Annotated in this window: 14 protein-coding genes; 5 read left to right on the top strand and 9 right to left on the bottom strand. The window is 69.8% G+C overall.

The window, feature by feature from the left end; translation table 11 throughout:
* Window positions 1–222 precede the first annotated feature (222 nt).
* Complete coding sequence (locus tag KEG57_RS23720) at window positions 223–1458, bottom strand: SPFH domain-containing protein (protein ID WP_272423161.1); 1236 nt, start codon at window positions 1456–1458, stop codon at window positions 223–225.
* A gap of 100 nt (window positions 1459–1558) precedes the next feature.
* Here KEG57_RS23720 and KEG57_RS23725 point away from each other — a divergent pair, with 100 nt between their 5' ends.
* From KEG57_RS23725 to KEG57_RS23735, 3 genes are read left to right on the top strand one after another with little or no spacing between them, the layout of a single operon-like run.
* On the top strand, window positions 1559–2677 hold the full coding sequence (locus tag KEG57_RS23725) for a hypothetical protein (protein ID WP_272423162.1): 1119 nt from the start codon (window positions 1559–1561) through the stop codon (window positions 2675–2677).
* A 20-nt stretch (window positions 2678–2697) separates the two neighbouring features.
* The gene (gene nikR, locus KEG57_RS23730) at window positions 2698–3174 is read left to right on the top strand and encodes a nickel-responsive transcriptional regulator NikR (RefSeq protein ID WP_272423164.1); all 477 of its coding nucleotides are present in this window, start codon (window positions 2698–2700) and stop codon (window positions 3172–3174) included.
* Window positions 3171–3890 carry an SDR family oxidoreductase gene (locus KEG57_RS23735; protein WP_272423167.1) on the top strand — a complete coding sequence of 240 codons (720 nt, stop codon included), beginning with the start codon at window positions 3171–3173 and terminating at the stop codon, window positions 3888–3890. The genes nikR and KEG57_RS23735 overlap by 4 nt, the downstream gene beginning before the upstream one ends.
* Window positions 3891–3894: 4 nt before the next feature.
* Here KEG57_RS23735 and KEG57_RS23740 read toward each other — a convergent pair whose 3' ends face one another.
* The 3 genes from KEG57_RS23740 to KEG57_RS23750 form a co-directional block, all read right to left on the bottom strand.
* Window positions 3895–4728, bottom strand: a complete 834-nt coding sequence (locus KEG57_RS23740; RefSeq protein WP_272423169.1) for an SPOR domain-containing protein — start codon at window positions 4726–4728, stop codon at window positions 3895–3897.
* The gene (gene argS, locus KEG57_RS23745) at window positions 4725–6542 is read right to left on the bottom strand and encodes an arginine--tRNA ligase (RefSeq protein ID WP_272423170.1); all 1818 of its coding nucleotides are present in this window, start codon (window positions 6540–6542) and stop codon (window positions 4725–4727) included. Before argS ends, KEG57_RS23740 begins: the two co-directional genes overlap by 4 nt.
* Before the next feature lie 77 nt (window positions 6543–6619).
* Complete coding sequence (locus tag KEG57_RS23750) at window positions 6620–8083, bottom strand: chorismate-binding protein (RefSeq protein WP_272423172.1); 1464 nt, start codon at window positions 8081–8083, stop codon at window positions 6620–6622.
* Between the two features lie 81 nt (window positions 8084–8164).
* Here KEG57_RS23750 and KEG57_RS23755 point away from each other — a divergent pair, with 81 nt between their 5' ends.
* The gene (locus KEG57_RS23755; RefSeq protein WP_272423173.1) at window positions 8165–9538 is read left to right on the top strand and encodes a hypothetical protein; all 1374 of its coding nucleotides are present in this window, start codon (window positions 8165–8167) and stop codon (window positions 9536–9538) included.
* 8 nt (window positions 9539–9546) lie between these two features.
* Here KEG57_RS23755 and KEG57_RS23760 read toward each other — a convergent pair whose 3' ends face one another.
* A complete protein-coding gene (locus KEG57_RS23760; RefSeq protein WP_272423175.1) occupies window positions 9547–10449 on the bottom strand; it encodes a nucleotidyltransferase family protein in 903 nt (300 codons plus the stop codon).
* 117 nt (window positions 10450–10566) lie between these two features.
* Here KEG57_RS23760 and KEG57_RS23765 point away from each other — a divergent pair, with 117 nt between their 5' ends.
* Window positions 10567–11064 carry a hypothetical protein gene (locus KEG57_RS23765; RefSeq protein WP_272423177.1) on the top strand — a complete coding sequence of 166 codons (498 nt, stop codon included), beginning with the start codon at window positions 10567–10569 and terminating at the stop codon, window positions 11062–11064.
* Between the two features lies 1 nt (window position 11065).
* On the opposite strand, the gene KEG57_RS23770 is transcribed toward KEG57_RS23765, so the two are convergent.
* The 4 genes from KEG57_RS23770 to KEG57_RS23785 all read right to left on the bottom strand — a co-directional run bounded on the left by KEG57_RS23770 (window position 11066) and on the right by KEG57_RS23785 (window position 15349).
* Window positions 11066–12163: a hypothetical protein gene (locus KEG57_RS23770; protein ID WP_272423179.1), complete on the bottom strand. Its 1098-nt coding sequence runs from the start codon at window positions 12161–12163 to the stop codon at window positions 11066–11068.
* 217 nt (window positions 12164–12380) lie between these two features.
* Window positions 12381–13034 (bottom strand): DUF72 domain-containing protein, encoded by a 654-nt coding sequence (locus KEG57_RS23775; RefSeq protein WP_272423181.1) that lies wholly within the window; start codon window positions 13032–13034, stop codon window positions 12381–12383.
* A gap of 471 nt (window positions 13035–13505) precedes the next feature.
* Window positions 13506–14021: a hypothetical protein gene (locus KEG57_RS23780; protein WP_272423182.1), complete on the bottom strand. Its 516-nt coding sequence runs from the start codon at window positions 14019–14021 to the stop codon at window positions 13506–13508.
* Entirely contained in the window at window positions 14018–15349 is a 1332-nt protein-coding gene (locus tag KEG57_RS23785) for a ribonuclease H-like domain-containing protein (RefSeq protein WP_272423184.1), read from the bottom strand. The genes KEG57_RS23780 and KEG57_RS23785 overlap by 4 nt, the downstream gene beginning before the upstream one ends.
* Window positions 15350–15648 lie beyond the last annotated feature (299 nt).

Here is a 15648-nt window from a genome sequence, read left to right on the forward strand (position 1 = left end):
TGGTTCGCGCCACTGAACAACTCTAACCGAGGAACCGGCAGGCCGCGTCCTCAAAATGGGTGTCCCGCGCGGGGACAAACCGTCGGCTTCCACCGCCCTGCCCCCGAGTCCCCACGGTATCAATGCGCCTGAGGGTTGGGCAACCTTCTCGAACGTACGAAGCACGAGCGCCCGCGGTTCTCGCGAGGCGCCCGTGCCCTTGGGTCGAGGCCGCTCGGCGGCTCAGATCTCTTCGAGGATCTTCGCCTTGCGCGCGTTGAAGTCCTCATCGCTGATGAGGCCCTGCTGCTTCAGCGACGCGAGCTTCTGGAGCCGCGCCTCCACGCTCTGCCCCCCGCCCGGCGCCTGCTGCTGCGGCTGCTGCTGCGGCTGCTGAGCGTATTGCGGCTGCTGGAAGTTCTGCGGGTGCATCATCTGCGCCATGCCCACGCCGATCGCGGCCTGCGCGCCGAGCTGCGCGACGCCCGTGTTCCCGCCGCCCTTGGCCATGCCCTCGCCCGCGCCCATCATCGCCTGCCCGGCCGCGTAGTTGTTCCACGCCGGCGAGCCCGCGAGGTGCTGCACGTACCGCGCATCCTGCTGGAACTTCTGATCGAGCTGGAACTGCTGCGCCCGCGCCGTGTCCGCCGCGATCCCGACGCCACGCCGCGCCTCGGCCCGCGCCTTGTTCGCCTCCGTCAGGCGCTTCTGATCGTCGGCCGCGAAGTTGATGTTGAAGTTGCCGATCTGCAGGATCTTCACCCCGATCTCGTCGAGGTTCGGCGCGCTCTGCTGGATGCGCCCCGAGATCTCCATGCTCATGCCGCCGAGGTTGAGCAGGCTCTTGCCCTGCTGCGCACACATCTGGCCGATGACCGTCTTCACGCTCATGAAGAACAGGCCCTTGATCCAGTTCAGGATCACGTCGTTGTCCTGCGCGCCGGCCGCCTGGCCGTGGTAGCCGATGACGAACCGCACCGGGTCCGTCACGACGAGCGAGAACTCGCCGAAGATGCGGGGCGTGACGAACTCGTAGAGGATCGGATCCTCCATCGACTCGAGCGGGCCGCCGAACGGGACGCTCCGGATCGGCTGCATCTTCACGAAGTAGATCTCCGCGATGAAGACGTCGCCGCCCGTGAAGCTGTTGATGAGGTTGTTCAGGAACGGGATGTTCTGCGTCTGCAGCGTGTGACGCCCCGGCGGCAAGTAACCCATGTACTTGCCGTCCTTGAAGAAGAGCGCGCACTCGTCGCTGTCGACGGTGAGCTGCGACCAGAACGGGATGTTCTGATCCGGGTGCTTGTAGACGATGAGGTTTTTGAACCTATCGGGGCGCGCAATCATCATCTCGCGCACGCCACCCTTGACGAAATCCATGATCCCCATGTCGAGCTCCCTGCTCTCCGCCCGCGAGCCGGCGGGACGGACGCCTTGCCACGTCACGCGAAACCCGCTTTCGGCAGGCCCGCTTCCCATGGCTCGAACTTTTCGCCGCGACGGACCGCGACGTCGGTGAGAATAGTGCCGAGCACGGTCTCCAGCAATGGCAAGCCGGCCGGAAGAGCACAGGTCCACCATGAGCGCCCCGATCGACATCGGCTCCCTGCCAGGCCCCGCCCAGAAGCTCGTCGACCCGAGCGCGCCACCAAAGCTGCAAGAGCTCGCCGCGCGTGGCGTGGCGCCGGGCCTGAAGCCGGCCGACGTCCTCGCCGTGGTCGTGCACCTCGCGCAAAGCGAGCGCGCCGAGGTCGCCACGACGGCCCGCGCGACACTCGCCGCCCTGCCCGCGCCGCTGCTCGCCGCCGCCCTCGCGAGTGACCTCCAACCGGCCGTGATCGACGCCCTCGCGCGGGCCTCGGTGGACAAGCTCGACGTCCTCGAGAAGCTCGTCACGATGCGGCGCGTCGATCTGGCGACGATCGAACATCTCGCGCGGACGGGGACCGAGCTCGTCACCGAGCTCGTGGCCACGAACGAGGCGCGCCTGCTCGCCCACCCCCGGCTCATCGAGCTGCTCTACATGAACCGCGCGACGCGCATGTCCACGGCCGATCGCATCGTCGACCTCGCGCGCCGAAACGGCCTCGAGCTCTCCGGCATCCCCGCCTTCCGCGAGGCCGCGGCCGCGCTCGAAGGCGAGCTCATCCCCGAGGCCTCGGACGAGCCCACGCCCGACGACGTCCTCTTCGCCGAGACAGCCGCCCTCGCCGACACGCTCGCCTCGCCCGCCCCCGAGGACACCCACGAGGTGAGCGACGAGGGCGCAGAGGCCGTGAAGCCGAAGTTCAAGCCGCTCTACAAGCTCATCGCGGACATGAGCATCAGCCAGAAGGTGCGGCGCGCGCAGCTCGGCTCGAAGGAGGAGCGCCTCCTGCTCGTGCGCGACCGAAACCGCCTCGTCGCGAGCGCCGTCGCCCGGAGCCCCATGCTCCAGGAGGACGACGTCAACCTCATCACGAAGAACCGCAACGTCTCCGAGGAGGTGCTGCGGATCCTCGGCTCGAATGCCGAGTGGCTGAAGAGTTACACCATCAAGCGCAACCTCGTGGAGAACCCGAAGACGCCCCTCACCATGTCGACGCGCCTGATCCCGCTCCTCCGCGACGCGGACGTCCGCCAGCTCGCCAAGAGCAAGAATGTCACCCAGGCGATTCAGGAAGCCGCGCGCAGGCACCTCGACCGGAAGAAGCAGTGAGCTGATACGGTGTTCGAACGATGAGCGATCTCGTCCGCTTCGGCGTGGCCATGGACCGCGCGCTGCTCACCGAGTTCGATCGGCGCATCGCGGCGCTCGGCTACGAGAACCGCTCCGAAGCCATCCGCGATCTCGTCCGCGCCGATCTCACGCGCGCCGCCTGGGACCGCGGCGCCCCCGTCGTCGCCACGCTCTCGGTCGTCTACAAGCCCCACGTGCGCGCCGAGGTCCTGCGCCTCTCCGAGCCCGAACCCGGCAGCGCCGAGCTCGTCGTCGCGAGCCAGCACGTGCGCATCGATCGTGATCGCTACCTCGACACGATGGTGCTGCGCGGCCATGCAGAGAGCCTCTCCGCGCTCGCCGGCAAGATCGCCGGGACGAAAGGCGTGCTCTCCTGCGAGCTCCACGTCGCCGCCTCCGTGGCCGACGAGACGCGCCCGAACGACGTCCAAGCTTCCCCTTCCAGAGACAGAGACCGAGAGCAGGAGCAGGGATGACGATCCCCCACGATCCGAAGCGTATCCTCGTCGTCGGCGCCACCGGTAGGCTCGGCGTCGCCATCGCCAAGGCGCTCGTGCACCGCGGCGATCACGTCGCGATCACGGCCCGTAGCCAGGAGCGGCTCGACGCCCTCGCCGACGAGCTCACACGCGCGCCGGGCAGCCGACCCACCATCGTCTGCGCGGACCTGCGGGATCCCGAGGCGCCCGAGCGCATCGCGAGCCGCGTGCTCGAAGGCGGTCGGCTCGACGGCATCATCCTCGCCTGCGGCCCCTTCCCGCACACACCGCTCGAAAAGCTCTCGCGCGAGGATCTCGAGAACACGCTCGCCGTGCACGCGGTCGCGCCGCTCCTGCTCGTGAACGCGCTCTCCGAGGAGCTCACGCGCACCGAGGGCGCGGTCGTCGCGCTCGTCGACGCGGGCGTCACGCGGCCCTTCCCGAACCACGTCGCGTACCTGACCGCGAAGGGCGCGCTGCAAACGGGCCTGCGCGCGCTCGCCGTCGAGCTCGCGCCGCAGGTGCGCGTCAACCTGCTCGCGATCGGCATCGTCGCCGACCCCGAGGCCGACGCCGATCCGACACGCCTGCACCGACTCGCCGCGCGCTCTCCCCTCGGCCGCTTCGGCACGCCCGCGGAGGTCGTGCACGGCGCGCTGTCGTTGCTCGACGCGACCTGGGCGACGGGCGAGATCTGGGGAATCGGGCGGTAGCCGTTTACTGCGCGGCGCTCTCGTCCGCGAGCTTGCCGGCGGCGTCCTTCTTGGGCGGCTCGACGATGAAGGTCACCAAGCGCTCCTTCGCCTCGAAGTCCTGCCGGTAGATCGTGGCGGAGTGCTTGTACTTGAAGGGGCCGATGCGCACGCGGTACCAGAGGCCGCGGCCCTTCACCATCGCGGGCTCGACGTAGGCGCGGTGGCCACGTCGACGCAGCGCGGCGGCGAACTTGTCGGCCTCCTGCTGCGTCTTGAACGAGCTCACCTGGAGCTGGTACTGCCCCGGCCCGCCGGCCTCCGCGGCCTCGGCGCCGTCTTCCCGCGCCACGTGTTTCGCCATCTGCGTGAGCGTGTCGCGACCCGCGGCCGAGTCCGGCGGCGCCTGCAAGATGTGCTGCGCCGGCAACGGCGACGGCGGGAGCCTGTCCGCGACCGTCTCCGGCGGCGGCAGCGGGAGCGGCGCATCGGCCGCCTCCGGCGGCGGCTGCTTTGTGGACTGCGGCGAGCGCACGGCTTCGAGCGCCGTCGTGTTCTTCGTGTCGGAGAGCATCCCCGGGAAGGTGATCTCGTGGCCGGCGAGATCCGGCTTCTTGTCCACCTTCACGCCCGCGGGGTGCGCCTTCGCCACGAGATCGCCGAGCGGATCCACGTTCGTCGGCTTCTCCTTCACGGGCGCGCGGAGCAGCGCGACGGCCGCGAACACGATGCACGCGCCGCCGAGCGAGGCGAGCACGAGCGCCGAGGCGCGCGACGGGCGCGAGGCGGGATCGGCCTCCTGGATGTCCTCCAGGTTCTTGATGGCCCCGCCGTCCCCGATGTCCGAACGTACGGTCATGACGCTTCGGCCTCCTCTTCCCCGCTCTCCGCCGCGGCGGCCTCGCCTTCGAGCTTGTGCATCCGCTCGAGCGCGGTGATGCCGGCGAGCTTGAGCCCCGCGGCGTACACCGTGCGGATCGCCTCGATCCAGAGCAGCCGCGCCTCGCTCTTCGGCCGATCCCACTTCTCCTGCCAGCCCGCCTCCGCCATCTGCGCGTCGAGGGGCAGGATCGTGTCGCCGTCCTTCTTCAGCCGCGTGAAGTAGCTCTGGAAGTCCTGCGAGAGCTCCTGCAGGTAGAACAGGATCCGGTGCGGCTCGCGCAGCGCCGCGGCCTCCGCCACCACGCCGGGGAAGCGCCCGAGCCGGCCGAGGATCGCGAGCTCGTCCGGGTGCTCGAGGCGCGCCGCGAGCGCGGACGAGTGCCGGGGTACTTGGAGCCCAAACTTCTCCTGGGCGCGGCGCAGGATCGAGCAGAGGCGCGCGTAGCCGTACTGCAGGTAGAAGACGGGGTTGTCCATCGAGGCCTTCTTGGCGAGCTCGATGTCGAGGTCGATCGTCGTGTCGCTCCGCCGCGCGAGGTAGAAGTAGCGGAGCGCGTCGGCGCCTGCGCCCTTTCGCCGCGCGGCCTCGTCGATCTCGTCGACGACCTCCTCGATCGTGACGAGGTTGCCGAGCCGCTTGCCCATCTTGTAGGGCTTGCCGTCGCGGAGCAGGTTCACGAGCTGGTAGAGCACCACCTCGAAGCGCTCCTTCGGCAAACCGAGCGCCGCGAGCGCGCCGCGCACCCGCGCCGTGTAGCCGTGGTGATCGGCACCGAGCACGTTCACGAGCCGGTCGTAGCCGCGGTTGATCTTGTCCGCGTGGTACGCGATGTCGCTCGCGAAGTACGTGTAGTACCCGTCGCGCTTCTTCACGACGCGATCCTTGTCGTCGCCCTCGTCGGTGCTCTTGAAGAAGAGTGCTCCTTCGCGCTCCTCGAGGTAACCGCGCGTGTTGAGCTCGGCGAGCGCTGCGCCTACGCGGCCCCACCGGTGCAGGCTCTCCTCGGAGTACCAGCCGTCGAACTGGATCCTGAGCGACGCGAGCGTCTTCTTGATGCCCGGCAGCGCTTTCGAGCCCGGCACGCCGTCGAGCATGCGCGTCACGCAGACGCGCGCGAGCTCGTCGACCTTGTCGTCGGCGATGAGCTCGGGGTGCGTCTTCTGCAGCCAGGCGACGAGATCCTCGAGGTAGTCGTTCTTGCCGTAGCCGCCCTCGGGCGGCTCGCGGCCGAGCGCCACGGCGAGCACGCTCGCGGCGAGCAGACGGATCTGGTTGCCGAAGTCGTTGATGTAGTACTCGCGCGTGACGCGGTGCCCCACGGCCTCGAGCAGCGTCGACACCGCGTCGCCGAGGATCGCGCCTCGACCGTGCGAGATGAGCAGCGGGCCCGTCGGGTTTGCGCTGACGAACTCCACGAGCACCCGCTCGCCGAGCCCTGCGGGCCCTCGCCCGAACGAAGGCCCTGCGGCGAGCACGTCGCCGAGCGCGCGCTGGTAGATCGCGGGCGCGAGGCGCAGGTTCAAAAAGCCCGGACCGGCGATCTCCACCGCGCGGATGTCGGGCTCTTTGCCGAGACGCTCGGCGAGCAGCGTCGCGATTTCCCGAGGCGGCTTCTTGGCTGCCTTCTGGATCGCGAGGGCCGCGTTCGTCGCCAGGTCGCCGTGCTCAGGGCGCTTCGGGCGCTCCACCGAAAACGCTGCCGACGTAACTTCCGACGGCAGGACCCCACTCCCCGCCAGATCGGTGAGTGCACCCACCACCAGATTCCGAACTTGCTCTTCGACGCCCATCGTACGGGCGGATTAGTACCCCGAGGCCGCTCGGACCACCAACTTTCTGTCAACACATAGTCTTACATCGGCGTACATCAGGATGCCACGAAGGCCCGATTTGCCGCTTTTTCGAGTTGCAGGGCCTTCCAGCGGGTCTCTTCGAGCTCGCGGACGGGGTCGGAGTCGGCGACGATGCCGCCGCCGGTGAAGTATTCACCCTCACGGCCCTGGAGCACGACGGTGCGGATGGCCATGGCGAGGATGACGCTGCCGTCGTGGGCGACGTGGCCGAAACCGCCGGTGTAAAGGCCGCGGCGGGCGCTTTCGAGGCGCGCGATGACCTCCATGGCGCGGACTTTGGGCGCGCCGGTGACGCTGCCGCTCGGGACCATGGCGGAGAGCACGTCGTGCCGGGTCGCGCCGGGTCGGGTCCACGCCCCGAGCAGGGCCTCGCGGTGGTGGATGGTTCTGTGCGTCACCACACCGGGCCCGTGGAGGACCTGGACCGATCCGACGGCTGCGATGCGACCGAGATCGTTACGTTCCACATCCACGATCATCGTTAGTTCGGCGTTTTCCTTGGGATCTTGGTCGAGTTCCTGGACGAGCGCGGCGTCCTCGCGGGCGTCTTTTCCGCGCGGTCGCGTACCCTTGATGGGACACGTGAACAATCGGCCGAAAGAGACCGAATTCAGGATGGCCCTCTGCCGGGGATCCCCTCCCCGATCCGGCCGATTTCGACCCTTTCGCAGGTTCGACATGAAGGGTTGCATTCCATCTGCTGGAAACTCCATGCCTCCGGGAGAATGCCTCGTTTGGGCGTCGAGCAGAAGCTCCGGTGAGGTGGACACCACAGCTAATTCACGGTCGAGGTGCAGGCACGCGGCGAACGGAGACGGCGCGGCGGCGCTCAGGCGGCGGTGCAGATCGAGCGGCTCGCCACGCACGAGCGACACGAGGAGCCGTCGCGCCAGGTTGACCTGGTAGAGCTCCCCCCGGGCAATCAGCTCCTTGGCGGCGAGGATCCGTTCCAGATGAAGCCGCGTCGGCTCCGCGTCCGCGACCTCGACGGCGAACGGCCCCCGCCCCGCTGGTGCAGGCGTCGAGAGCAGGCGCCGCGCGAGCGCCTCGACGTGGTCGTGCGTGACGCCCACCGCAAACACCCGCCCCTCGGCATGGTCCACGACGACGACGGCCGGATACCGGAGCCAGAGCGGTCGTTCGAGCATCGCCCGCGGTCGGCGATCGCCCTCCCGGGGTGTCCATCTGGGACGTTCGAGGTGCCGGTGTCCCTCGTAGGGCAAGACGCCGATCCAGCGGGGCACGGACCGAAAGGTGCCCGTCGCGCCGCCGAGCGGAAAATCGGAGTCGTCGGCGAGCGGATCGAGGGCGCTCGACTGGCGGTCGGGATCACACGCGATGTACGAGAACCGCGCGTAGGGGCCGGGGGTGCGGTCGGCGGCGTGGAGCAGGGCGAGGCGGTCCGCGCCGGCGGCGCGCAGTCGATCGGCGAGGGCGATCGGATCGGGCGCGAGGGGGAGCTGTCGACCGACGAGCACGGCGAGATCCTGCTAGCACGGGGCGCGCCTTTCGCGGCGGCGAGATGAAAAGCAGCCGCGCTCGGGCTACGCTCGCGCCGCGTGAGCGCTCGAATGGACCAGCGCGCTGGGTGGCTCGTGGCCGCGGCGCTCCTCGGGAGCGGATGCAGCGAGGAGCCGCTCGAGCGGACGTTGCAGATCGTGACGGGCCACGAGACGGACACGTTCTCGGCCGCGCCCGCCGTGACGAAGATCCGGATCGAGGCGAAGACCGCGACCGGGACGACGTTCGCCGCGGAGACGACGCCCGGCGGGACGTTTGATCTCGGCGAGGTGCCCGAAGACGAGCCGCTCGGGGTCGAAGTGACGGGGACCACGGCCGAAGGGGCGACGGTCGTGCGAGGTCGGTCGCTGACGGGGCTCGTGCCCGGCGCGTTCGTGAATGACGTGCCGGTGTTCGTGCAACGCGTGGGCAAGTGGGCGCGGCCGCCGGGGGAGCTCCTGCGGGCGCACGTGGACGCGCCGGGGGCCGTGCTCGGCGAGCAGTTCCTGGTGACGACGGGCGGGAGCGCGGCGGCGGGTGTGGACGGCGCGGCCGACGTGCGGCTCGGGGATTTTTACGATCTGCTCGGCTGGGGGCCGGCCGTGATGGACGCGTTTCCGCTCACGGCGCGGACGATCGTGGGACGGCCGGGCGGGATGATGCTCGTCGGGGAGACGGGCGCGAGCGCGGTGGGCGGGAGCGGAACGTACGCGGTGGCGTGGCCGGAGAGCGCGGGCTCGTTCGCCGACGTGGCCGGAGGGCTCGTGGTGGAGTCGCCGTCCGGCACGAGTTACGTGGTGGGGGCGACGCGGGCGGAGACGGCGACGGACGAGGTGCTCGTGGTGAGCTCGGCGGGCGCGCTGTCGGTGCTGCGTCTGTCGGCGGCGCGGAAGGGCGCGGCCGCGGCGTGGGCGCCGGGCGTGGGGCTCGTGGTGGCCTCCGGAAGCGCGAGCGCGGCGGGGTTCGAGGTGCTGCCGGAGGGCGGGACGGCGTTCGTGCAAAGGGACATGCCGGCGGACGCGACGGAGGGCGCGGCGGCGGTGGTGGCGGGCGACGGGAAGATGGCGCTCGTCGGCGGGATCGATGCGGCCGGAGCGGCGGCGAAGGTGCGGACGTGGAGCCCGAGCTGCACGTCCGGATGCGCAACCGAGGAGGTTTCGGGCGCGACGCTGCCCGTGGGGCTCACGCGGTCGCAGGCGTTTTCGCTGGGCGGATCGCGGATGATCGTGATCGGGCACGAGGCCTCGACGGAAAAACGCGTGCGGGTGTTCGTGATCGATCGGAGCGTGCCGACGGTGGAAGAGCGGCCGCTGCGGGAGCCACGATCGGGCGCGACGGTGGTGGCCGCGCCGAACGGGACGCTTTCGATCCTGGGCGGCGTGCTCGAGGACGGCTCGCCCGCGCTGCACGTGGAGACGTTTTTCCCGGACTGAAGGACGCCTCAGACGCGGACGATCGTGCCGCTCCCGAGCACGATCGCGCGCGCGAGCGGCGCCTCGAACGTCGCGCCGGGCCAGGCCACGACCTCGCGGACCTCGCCCTGCCCTCGCACGGTGACGCCGTCGCCGAGGACACTCGTCACGACGGAGACCGCGGGATCGACGTGCACGTCACGACCCACGAAGGAGCCGTGTGTCGCGATCCAGCGGAGGTTCTCTTCGAGGTAGGTCGTCGCGGTTCCGAGATCTGAAAAACCCCCGCCGATCGGAAAGGACGCGACCCGAGCGCCTTCCCGCATCGCCGGCAGATACACGTCGCCGACGAGACAGCCCTCCGCGGGCAACCGCGCGCGCGCCCGCTCGCCGACGATCTGCACGCCCACGAAATCCGCGCCGCGCACCTCTTCCCCAAACCGCTCCCCGCGCAGCCGCACGACCGATCCATCCGCGCCGATCCCGGCCGTCCCCTCCCCGATCCGCGCCTCCGTCGGATGCCGCCATGCCACGGCCAGCGTCGCCAGCGCGCCCGCCGCCACGGCCTTCGCGTGCGCCGCTCCGAGCGCCGCGACATCCACCTCCGCGAGGATGTCCCCGTTCCACACGAGCACGTCCCCTGGCCCGAGCGCGGCCGCGGCGCCGGCCACGCCGCCCGCGGTGCCAAGGATCTTCGGCTCGTGCACGACGCCCGCGTCGAGCGGCAGCGCGCCGAGGATCCGCGCGTCGAAACGATCGGCGAGGTGATGCGTGTTCAGCACGGCGCGACGCACGCCGCCACGCGCGAGCCGCTCGGCGATGTGCGCGAGCAGCGGTCGATCGCCGACCCACACGAGCGGCTTGGGGAGCTCGTCGGTGATCGGCCGCAAACGCGTGCCGAGGCCGGCGCAGAGGATCATCGCGGTCGTCATGGTCAAACGGCTCGATCAGCGCCCTGGACGGCCAGACGTTTCCGTCGGGACGGCGCTTCGGCGCGTAGCTTTGCCGAAAGCTCGACGCATGGCCAAGAGCCATGCTACCCGACCGCCGTGCGCCTGCGCCTCGGACCCCGCCACCTCCTCGCCGCCGCCCTCGGCCTGCTCGCCGGCAGCGTCGCCAGCGCGTGCGGCTCGAACGCCGTGGGGATCGACGCGTGCCGGGAGATCGAGACGGCCCGGTGCGAAGCCACGCAGGCCTGCGGCGCCACCGAGGCCGAGGCGACGTTCTGCATCGACCTCTACCGCGATCAATGCCTGCACGGCATCCAGAACGACGTCGAGCCCAGCGCGGACGCCACGGCCCTCTGCGTCGAGGCCGTGCGCGCCGTGGCCGGCTGCGCGCGCGCAGGCGCCGCGACCATGGCCGACTGCCCCGCCGAGCCGCTCGTCGCCTCCGCGGATCCCGCCGCGATCGCGCCGTGCCTCGTGATCACGCGCAAGCCCGAGCAACTCGCCGACTGCGCGTTCGTCGTGAAGCCCGCGGACGCGGGCACGACGACGCCCGCCACGACCGACGCGGGCGACGCGGGCGACGCCGCGACCGATTGAGTCAGGGATTCGGCGGCGGCGGACAGCCGAACATCTGGAACGACGCGATCGGATCGGTCTCGGGCGGGCAGCCCATCGTGTCGGGGTTCGGATCTTTCGGCATGCCGAGCAGCGCGGGATCGGCATCGAAGCCGGCCGCGAACGAGACCGCATTGCAAGGCTTGTTCGGCTCGGGCGGGCCGGTCTGCACATCGAGGCCGCGGCAGAACGCGTCCTGCGTCGCGCCCCAGAAGATGTTGTCGGTGCAGAACGGCGCCCCCGTATCGTCGCGGAAGCTCTGCACCATGCGGAAGAGCTCGAGCTGCGGGATACGGCCGGCGATGAGCCCGTCGCGGAGCACCCAGCGGCCGAAGTCGTCCTTCTGGATCTTCGCGGTGATCGTGCCGGAGGACAGGTTGATGTGCAGCCGCGTGTTGCCGCCAGCGACCGCGATCCCGCCCGTCGGCGCCGAGATCACGAGCGTGCCGTCGGTGACGTAGGCGTCGTTGTCGAAGTACTTCGGCAGCCCGTTCTCGAGCGTGCTCGTCGAGATCGGCCAGGCGTCGTTGCCATCCCACACCGGCGTCGCCGCGGTCCCCTCGCTCCCGTACCAGGCGACGCGCACCTTCGAGTCGTCGAGCTGGCCGTTGTAGTTGCTGACGTGGAAGACGATGCCCCAGTTGCCGAGCTCGGCGAACTGGCTGTACCGCTCGGACAGGTCCTGCACCTGCAAGGCAAGCTCGACGAGGTTGAACAGCGCAGGCATCTGGTTGTCCCGCCCCATCGCCTTGTCGCAGCTCAGCTTCTCCGGCTGTCCCGCGGGCGGGATGCACGACCGCTCCTCGCCCTGGCAGCTACAAAACCGGTCGAGATCGAGCCCGAGATCACCGCCGTCCTTGTCGGTCTTCAGCCGGAGGACGCGGAGCGCCACGACGAACTCTTCCTCAGGCTCCGCATCATTCGGCGGCGTCGGCGCGGGAGGTCCCGGCACCGAGGCATGGCCGCAGAGCTCCGCGGGTTCAGGCGGAGGCGTGAACTTCTCGAAGCCTTCGAGAGCACAACTCGACGCCAGCACCACGGTCGGCGCGAGCATGAACAAGCAAGCCAGCCAGGCGCGCACGATGACAGCCTAACGCAAGCCCCCGCCCGCGAGAAGCGGCCCCCCCGCTAGAACATCGATCGGTTTGCAACCGCTCGATGTTCTAGCTCTCTTGTCCCGAGGGGGACGCCTCGCGTCCCCCTCTCGTCCGGGCAAAGCCCGGACGATTCACCCCCCGAGGGAAGATCGCTTCGCGATCTTCCGAGCATCGAACCGGTCGATGCTCTAGGCGCGAACTTTACAGCTTCAAAGCCTTCTTGAAGCGCTTCGCATCCGCAAACATGTCGACGTTCGTGAACACGTACGTCGCATCCTTGTGATGCCTGCCGCCACGGGCAATGTCGGCGAGTTTTTCGATCGCCGGGTCCTCGTACCGCGACTTGTGCCCCGCGGGCCCATGCAGCCGGTAGTAACCCGTCGGCAGCTTCGAGAGGCCCGAGACCAACGGATCCCGCGCCGCGAGCGCGCCAACCTCCTGCGTGAGCTCGTCACACTCGTCCGGGTCCCACCCAGGCGCAGGCTCATAGACGACGCGGTCGAAGCGCGAGCGCACGGCCTGGAGGAACTCGCGAAGCATGCTCTTGTTCGTCTTGCTAGGCGCAAACTCAGGCGGCGCCACGAAGACCGCCGTCTTCGCCTCGAGCTCCTCCGCGACGCCCTCGAGACCCTTCAGCGCCGTCTCGATGACCTTGCCGTCCCGGAACCCCTCCTGCCCGACCTCGCGCGGACCAAGCAACGCGAACCGAAACCCCTCCGGTGCCTCACGCCGCCACCGCCGGATGGTCCCAGGGCCAGGCATGGACATGTGGGTCTCCTGAACCTCCACGAACATGAATTCGCGGAAGTACCGCGTCGCTGGGACGGGAAAGCCGGCGCAGCCGACGGTAATCATCACCCCCCACGGTAGCGTACGCGTCGCTGTTTGTCATTGCTGGAGAAAGGCCCCGCCCCGAAGAGGGCGCACACGGGTCTGGAGCAGTGGGCAAACCTCCACGCGGAGGCGGAAGCGGGGCGTTGCCCCGCACCCCAGCAGGGGGTTGTCCACCCCCTGCACCCCGGACCAGGCACGGCCTGGACCGAGGGCGGAGAAACTGCGCGATGCGCAGTTTCTCCGACGGGCCTGTGGCAAGACCACGAGCGGCGTTGCCAGCCGAGGCGGCGGCGCGACTCGGCTCAAGCAGACACGCAGCGCTGCGGTCTTGACTGGCAAGACCATCGCCGGTCTTGACCCTGGCCCGTTCGATGAACTGCGCATCGCGCAGTTCATCGACCCCGAGTCCAGCGCTTGCGCTGGTCCGGGTCCAGGGGTGGACAACCCCTGGTCGGGTCCGGGGTGAAACCCCGGCGCCACGCTGTGGCAGCACTACTCCAGCGCCCGGCGCACGAGCAGCGCGCCGAGACGCTCGGCTGCGCGGCGGAGGGCTTCCTCGCGGGTTGCGTGGAATGCTGTGGGGTCGTCGTCTCGGGCGGCGAATTCGCGCACGGTGATGTCGGGGCCGAGGCGTTCGGGGGGGGCGTCCTTTGTGCGACGCATGAAGGCGCGGCCGCGGAGTGTGAGTGTCACGGAGCGTGCGAGGGGGGGGCCGTCGCGGGTGGCGACGCCTGGTGCGGCGCCGCCTTCTTCAACGCGTACGAGTTCGACGACGAGGGCTGGGCATCGTGCGTCGGTGTGTGGGGCACAGGATGCGAGGAGGCCTGTGGCGGCGAGCTCGGCGCGCGCGCCGGCGAGGACGCCCTCCTCGGCGACGGCGGATGCGACAACTCCGGGTGCGGGTACGACGGCGAGTGGCCCTGCGGGATCTGCTTCGGCGCCCACGACCCGATAGCCACAGCTTGGCGCTACGAGGAGCGCTGCGAGCGCTACGAGGAGCCTCTTCACGGCTGCTTCTCGATCTTTCGCCGGAGCCGTGCGCGCCGCTTCTCTGTGGCTGCTTCTGCTTCGCCGGTTCCACGGTCGACGAGCGCGAGGGCTGCGGCGAAGGATTTTACGTGGTGCTCGTAGAGCTTTGCGAGCTCGAGCCGTACCGAGGGATCGTCGACTTCCTCGGCGAGCGCTTCGTAATCGAGCAGCGCGCGTGCCTTGTCTCCGCGTGCTTTTGCGATGTCGCCGCGTGTCCGTTTTGCGAGTGCGCCGCCGCCTCGCTTGACGGCGGCTTCTGCCGTCTCGGCTGCGCGATCGAGCTCGCCTGCGCGACGCAGCGTCTTGGCCACGCCGGCGAGATCTGCGCCGGGCAGCCCGCCGTGCATGGGCTCGCCGTAGAGACCTACGAGGGCCACCATCGACAGCACGTCGTGCTCGTTGTGCGTCACCACGCCGGAGAGCGCGCCTTCGTCCGACGTGCGTAGATAGTGCATGTAACAGGCGACCACGTCTGCGCCGCCGACGTCGCCTACGCGTTCGCGCCCGAGCACCTCGCTCTCGATGGCGGCGAGTGTGCGGCTCTTCAGCCGGTGCCCGTGGATGCGACGCGCGACGTGTACGAGGTCGAGGTGGGGCAGCTCTCGGGGCGGCGGCATGCGGTTCATCACGAAGCGCGCGCGGAGCAGCGGCATGTCGAATGCTTTGCCGTTGAACGTGACGATCATCGAGGCCTCGTCGAGCCTGCGCGCGAGGAGCTCCAGGATTGGCCCTTCCTCGCCGAGCCGCCGGAGTAGCGCTTGCTCCAGGATGAATGCGCCTTGGGCTTCGTCGTAAAACGACATCCCGAGCAGAAAGGCGACTGTGCCCGTGCCGCCCTGGAGCCCCGTGGTCTCGGTGTCGATGAAGAGCGCGCGCCGCGCGTTGCAGGTCGCGAGCGCGGGATCGAGCGCGAGCAGTGAGAGCAAGCCTGGCTCGGCGTCCCGCGCGGCGACGAGCGGGGCCCGACCGACACGCGCGGCGGGCGGGGTGCGGTCGCGACGCACGTAGAGTGGACCACGTGTCGTGTGCTCGACGAAAAATGGAAGCTCGGTACGTGTGGGATCGGGCCGCGGCGCGGTGGGCGCGGCTTTGCCGATGATGCGGGCGATCCGATCGCGGAGCTCGTCGAGCGACGGTTTTGACTTCAGCGCGGCCGCGGCGTTCTCGGGGACGGGAACGGGCTCGGGGGCGGGAGCGGCGGCGGAAGCGGGAGCGGAAGCGGCGGCGGGCGCGGGCGCGGCTGCTGACGCAGGCGCGGCGCCGGGCATCGGCGGCAAGCGGGCGAGCTTGGATGCGAATGAGGCCATGCGCTCCCGGGGGCAGGCTGCCACGACCAACACTGAACATCAAGACAGGGTTCGGGGGCGCTCGCGAGAGACGACCTCCGTCGCGTGCAGGTCATTCCCCCATCGCCATGGTCGCGACTTCCGCCTCGGGCCAGTCGTTCCCCCATCGCCATGGTCGCGACTTCCGCCTCGGGCCAGTCGTTCCCCCATCGCCATGGTCGCGACTTCCGCCTCGGGGTGAGGGCTACCCCATCGCCATGGTCGCGACTTCCGCCTCGGGGTGAGGGCTACCCCATCGCCATGGTCGCGACTTCCGCCTC

Source organism: Polyangium jinanense (genome assembly GCF_028435365.1).

Coding starts and splice junctions, on each gene's coding strand:
- KEG57_RS23720 (WP_272423161.1), bottom strand. CDS start 1,458: ATGGGAAGCGGGCCTGCCGAAAGCGGGTTTCGCGTGACGTGGCAAGGC.
- KEG57_RS23725 (WP_272423162.1), top strand. CDS start 1,559: ATGAGCGCCCCGATCGACATCGGCTCCCTGCCAGGCCCCGCCCAGAAG.
- nikR (WP_272423164.1), top strand. CDS start 2,698: ATGAGCGATCTCGTCCGCTTCGGCGTGGCCATGGACCGCGCGCTGCTC.
- KEG57_RS23735 (WP_272423167.1), top strand. CDS start 3,171: ATGACGATCCCCCACGATCCGAAGCGTATCCTCGTCGTCGGCGCCACC.
- KEG57_RS23740 (WP_272423169.1), bottom strand. CDS start 4,728: ATGACCGTACGTTCGGACATCGGGGACGGCGGGGCCATCAAGAACCTG.
- argS (WP_272423170.1), bottom strand. CDS start 6,542: ATGGGCGTCGAAGAGCAAGTTCGGAATCTGGTGGTGGGTGCACTCACC.
- KEG57_RS23760 (WP_272423175.1), bottom strand. CDS start 10,449: ATGACGACCGCGATGATCCTCTGCGCCGGCCTCGGCACGCGTTTGCGG.
- KEG57_RS23775 (WP_272423181.1), bottom strand. CDS start 13,034: ATGATTACCGTCGGCTGCGCCGGCTTTCCCGTCCCAGCGACGCGGTAC.
- KEG57_RS23785 (WP_272423184.1), bottom strand. CDS start 15,349: ATGGCCTCATTCGCATCCAAGCTCGCCCGCTTGCCGCCGATGCCCGGC.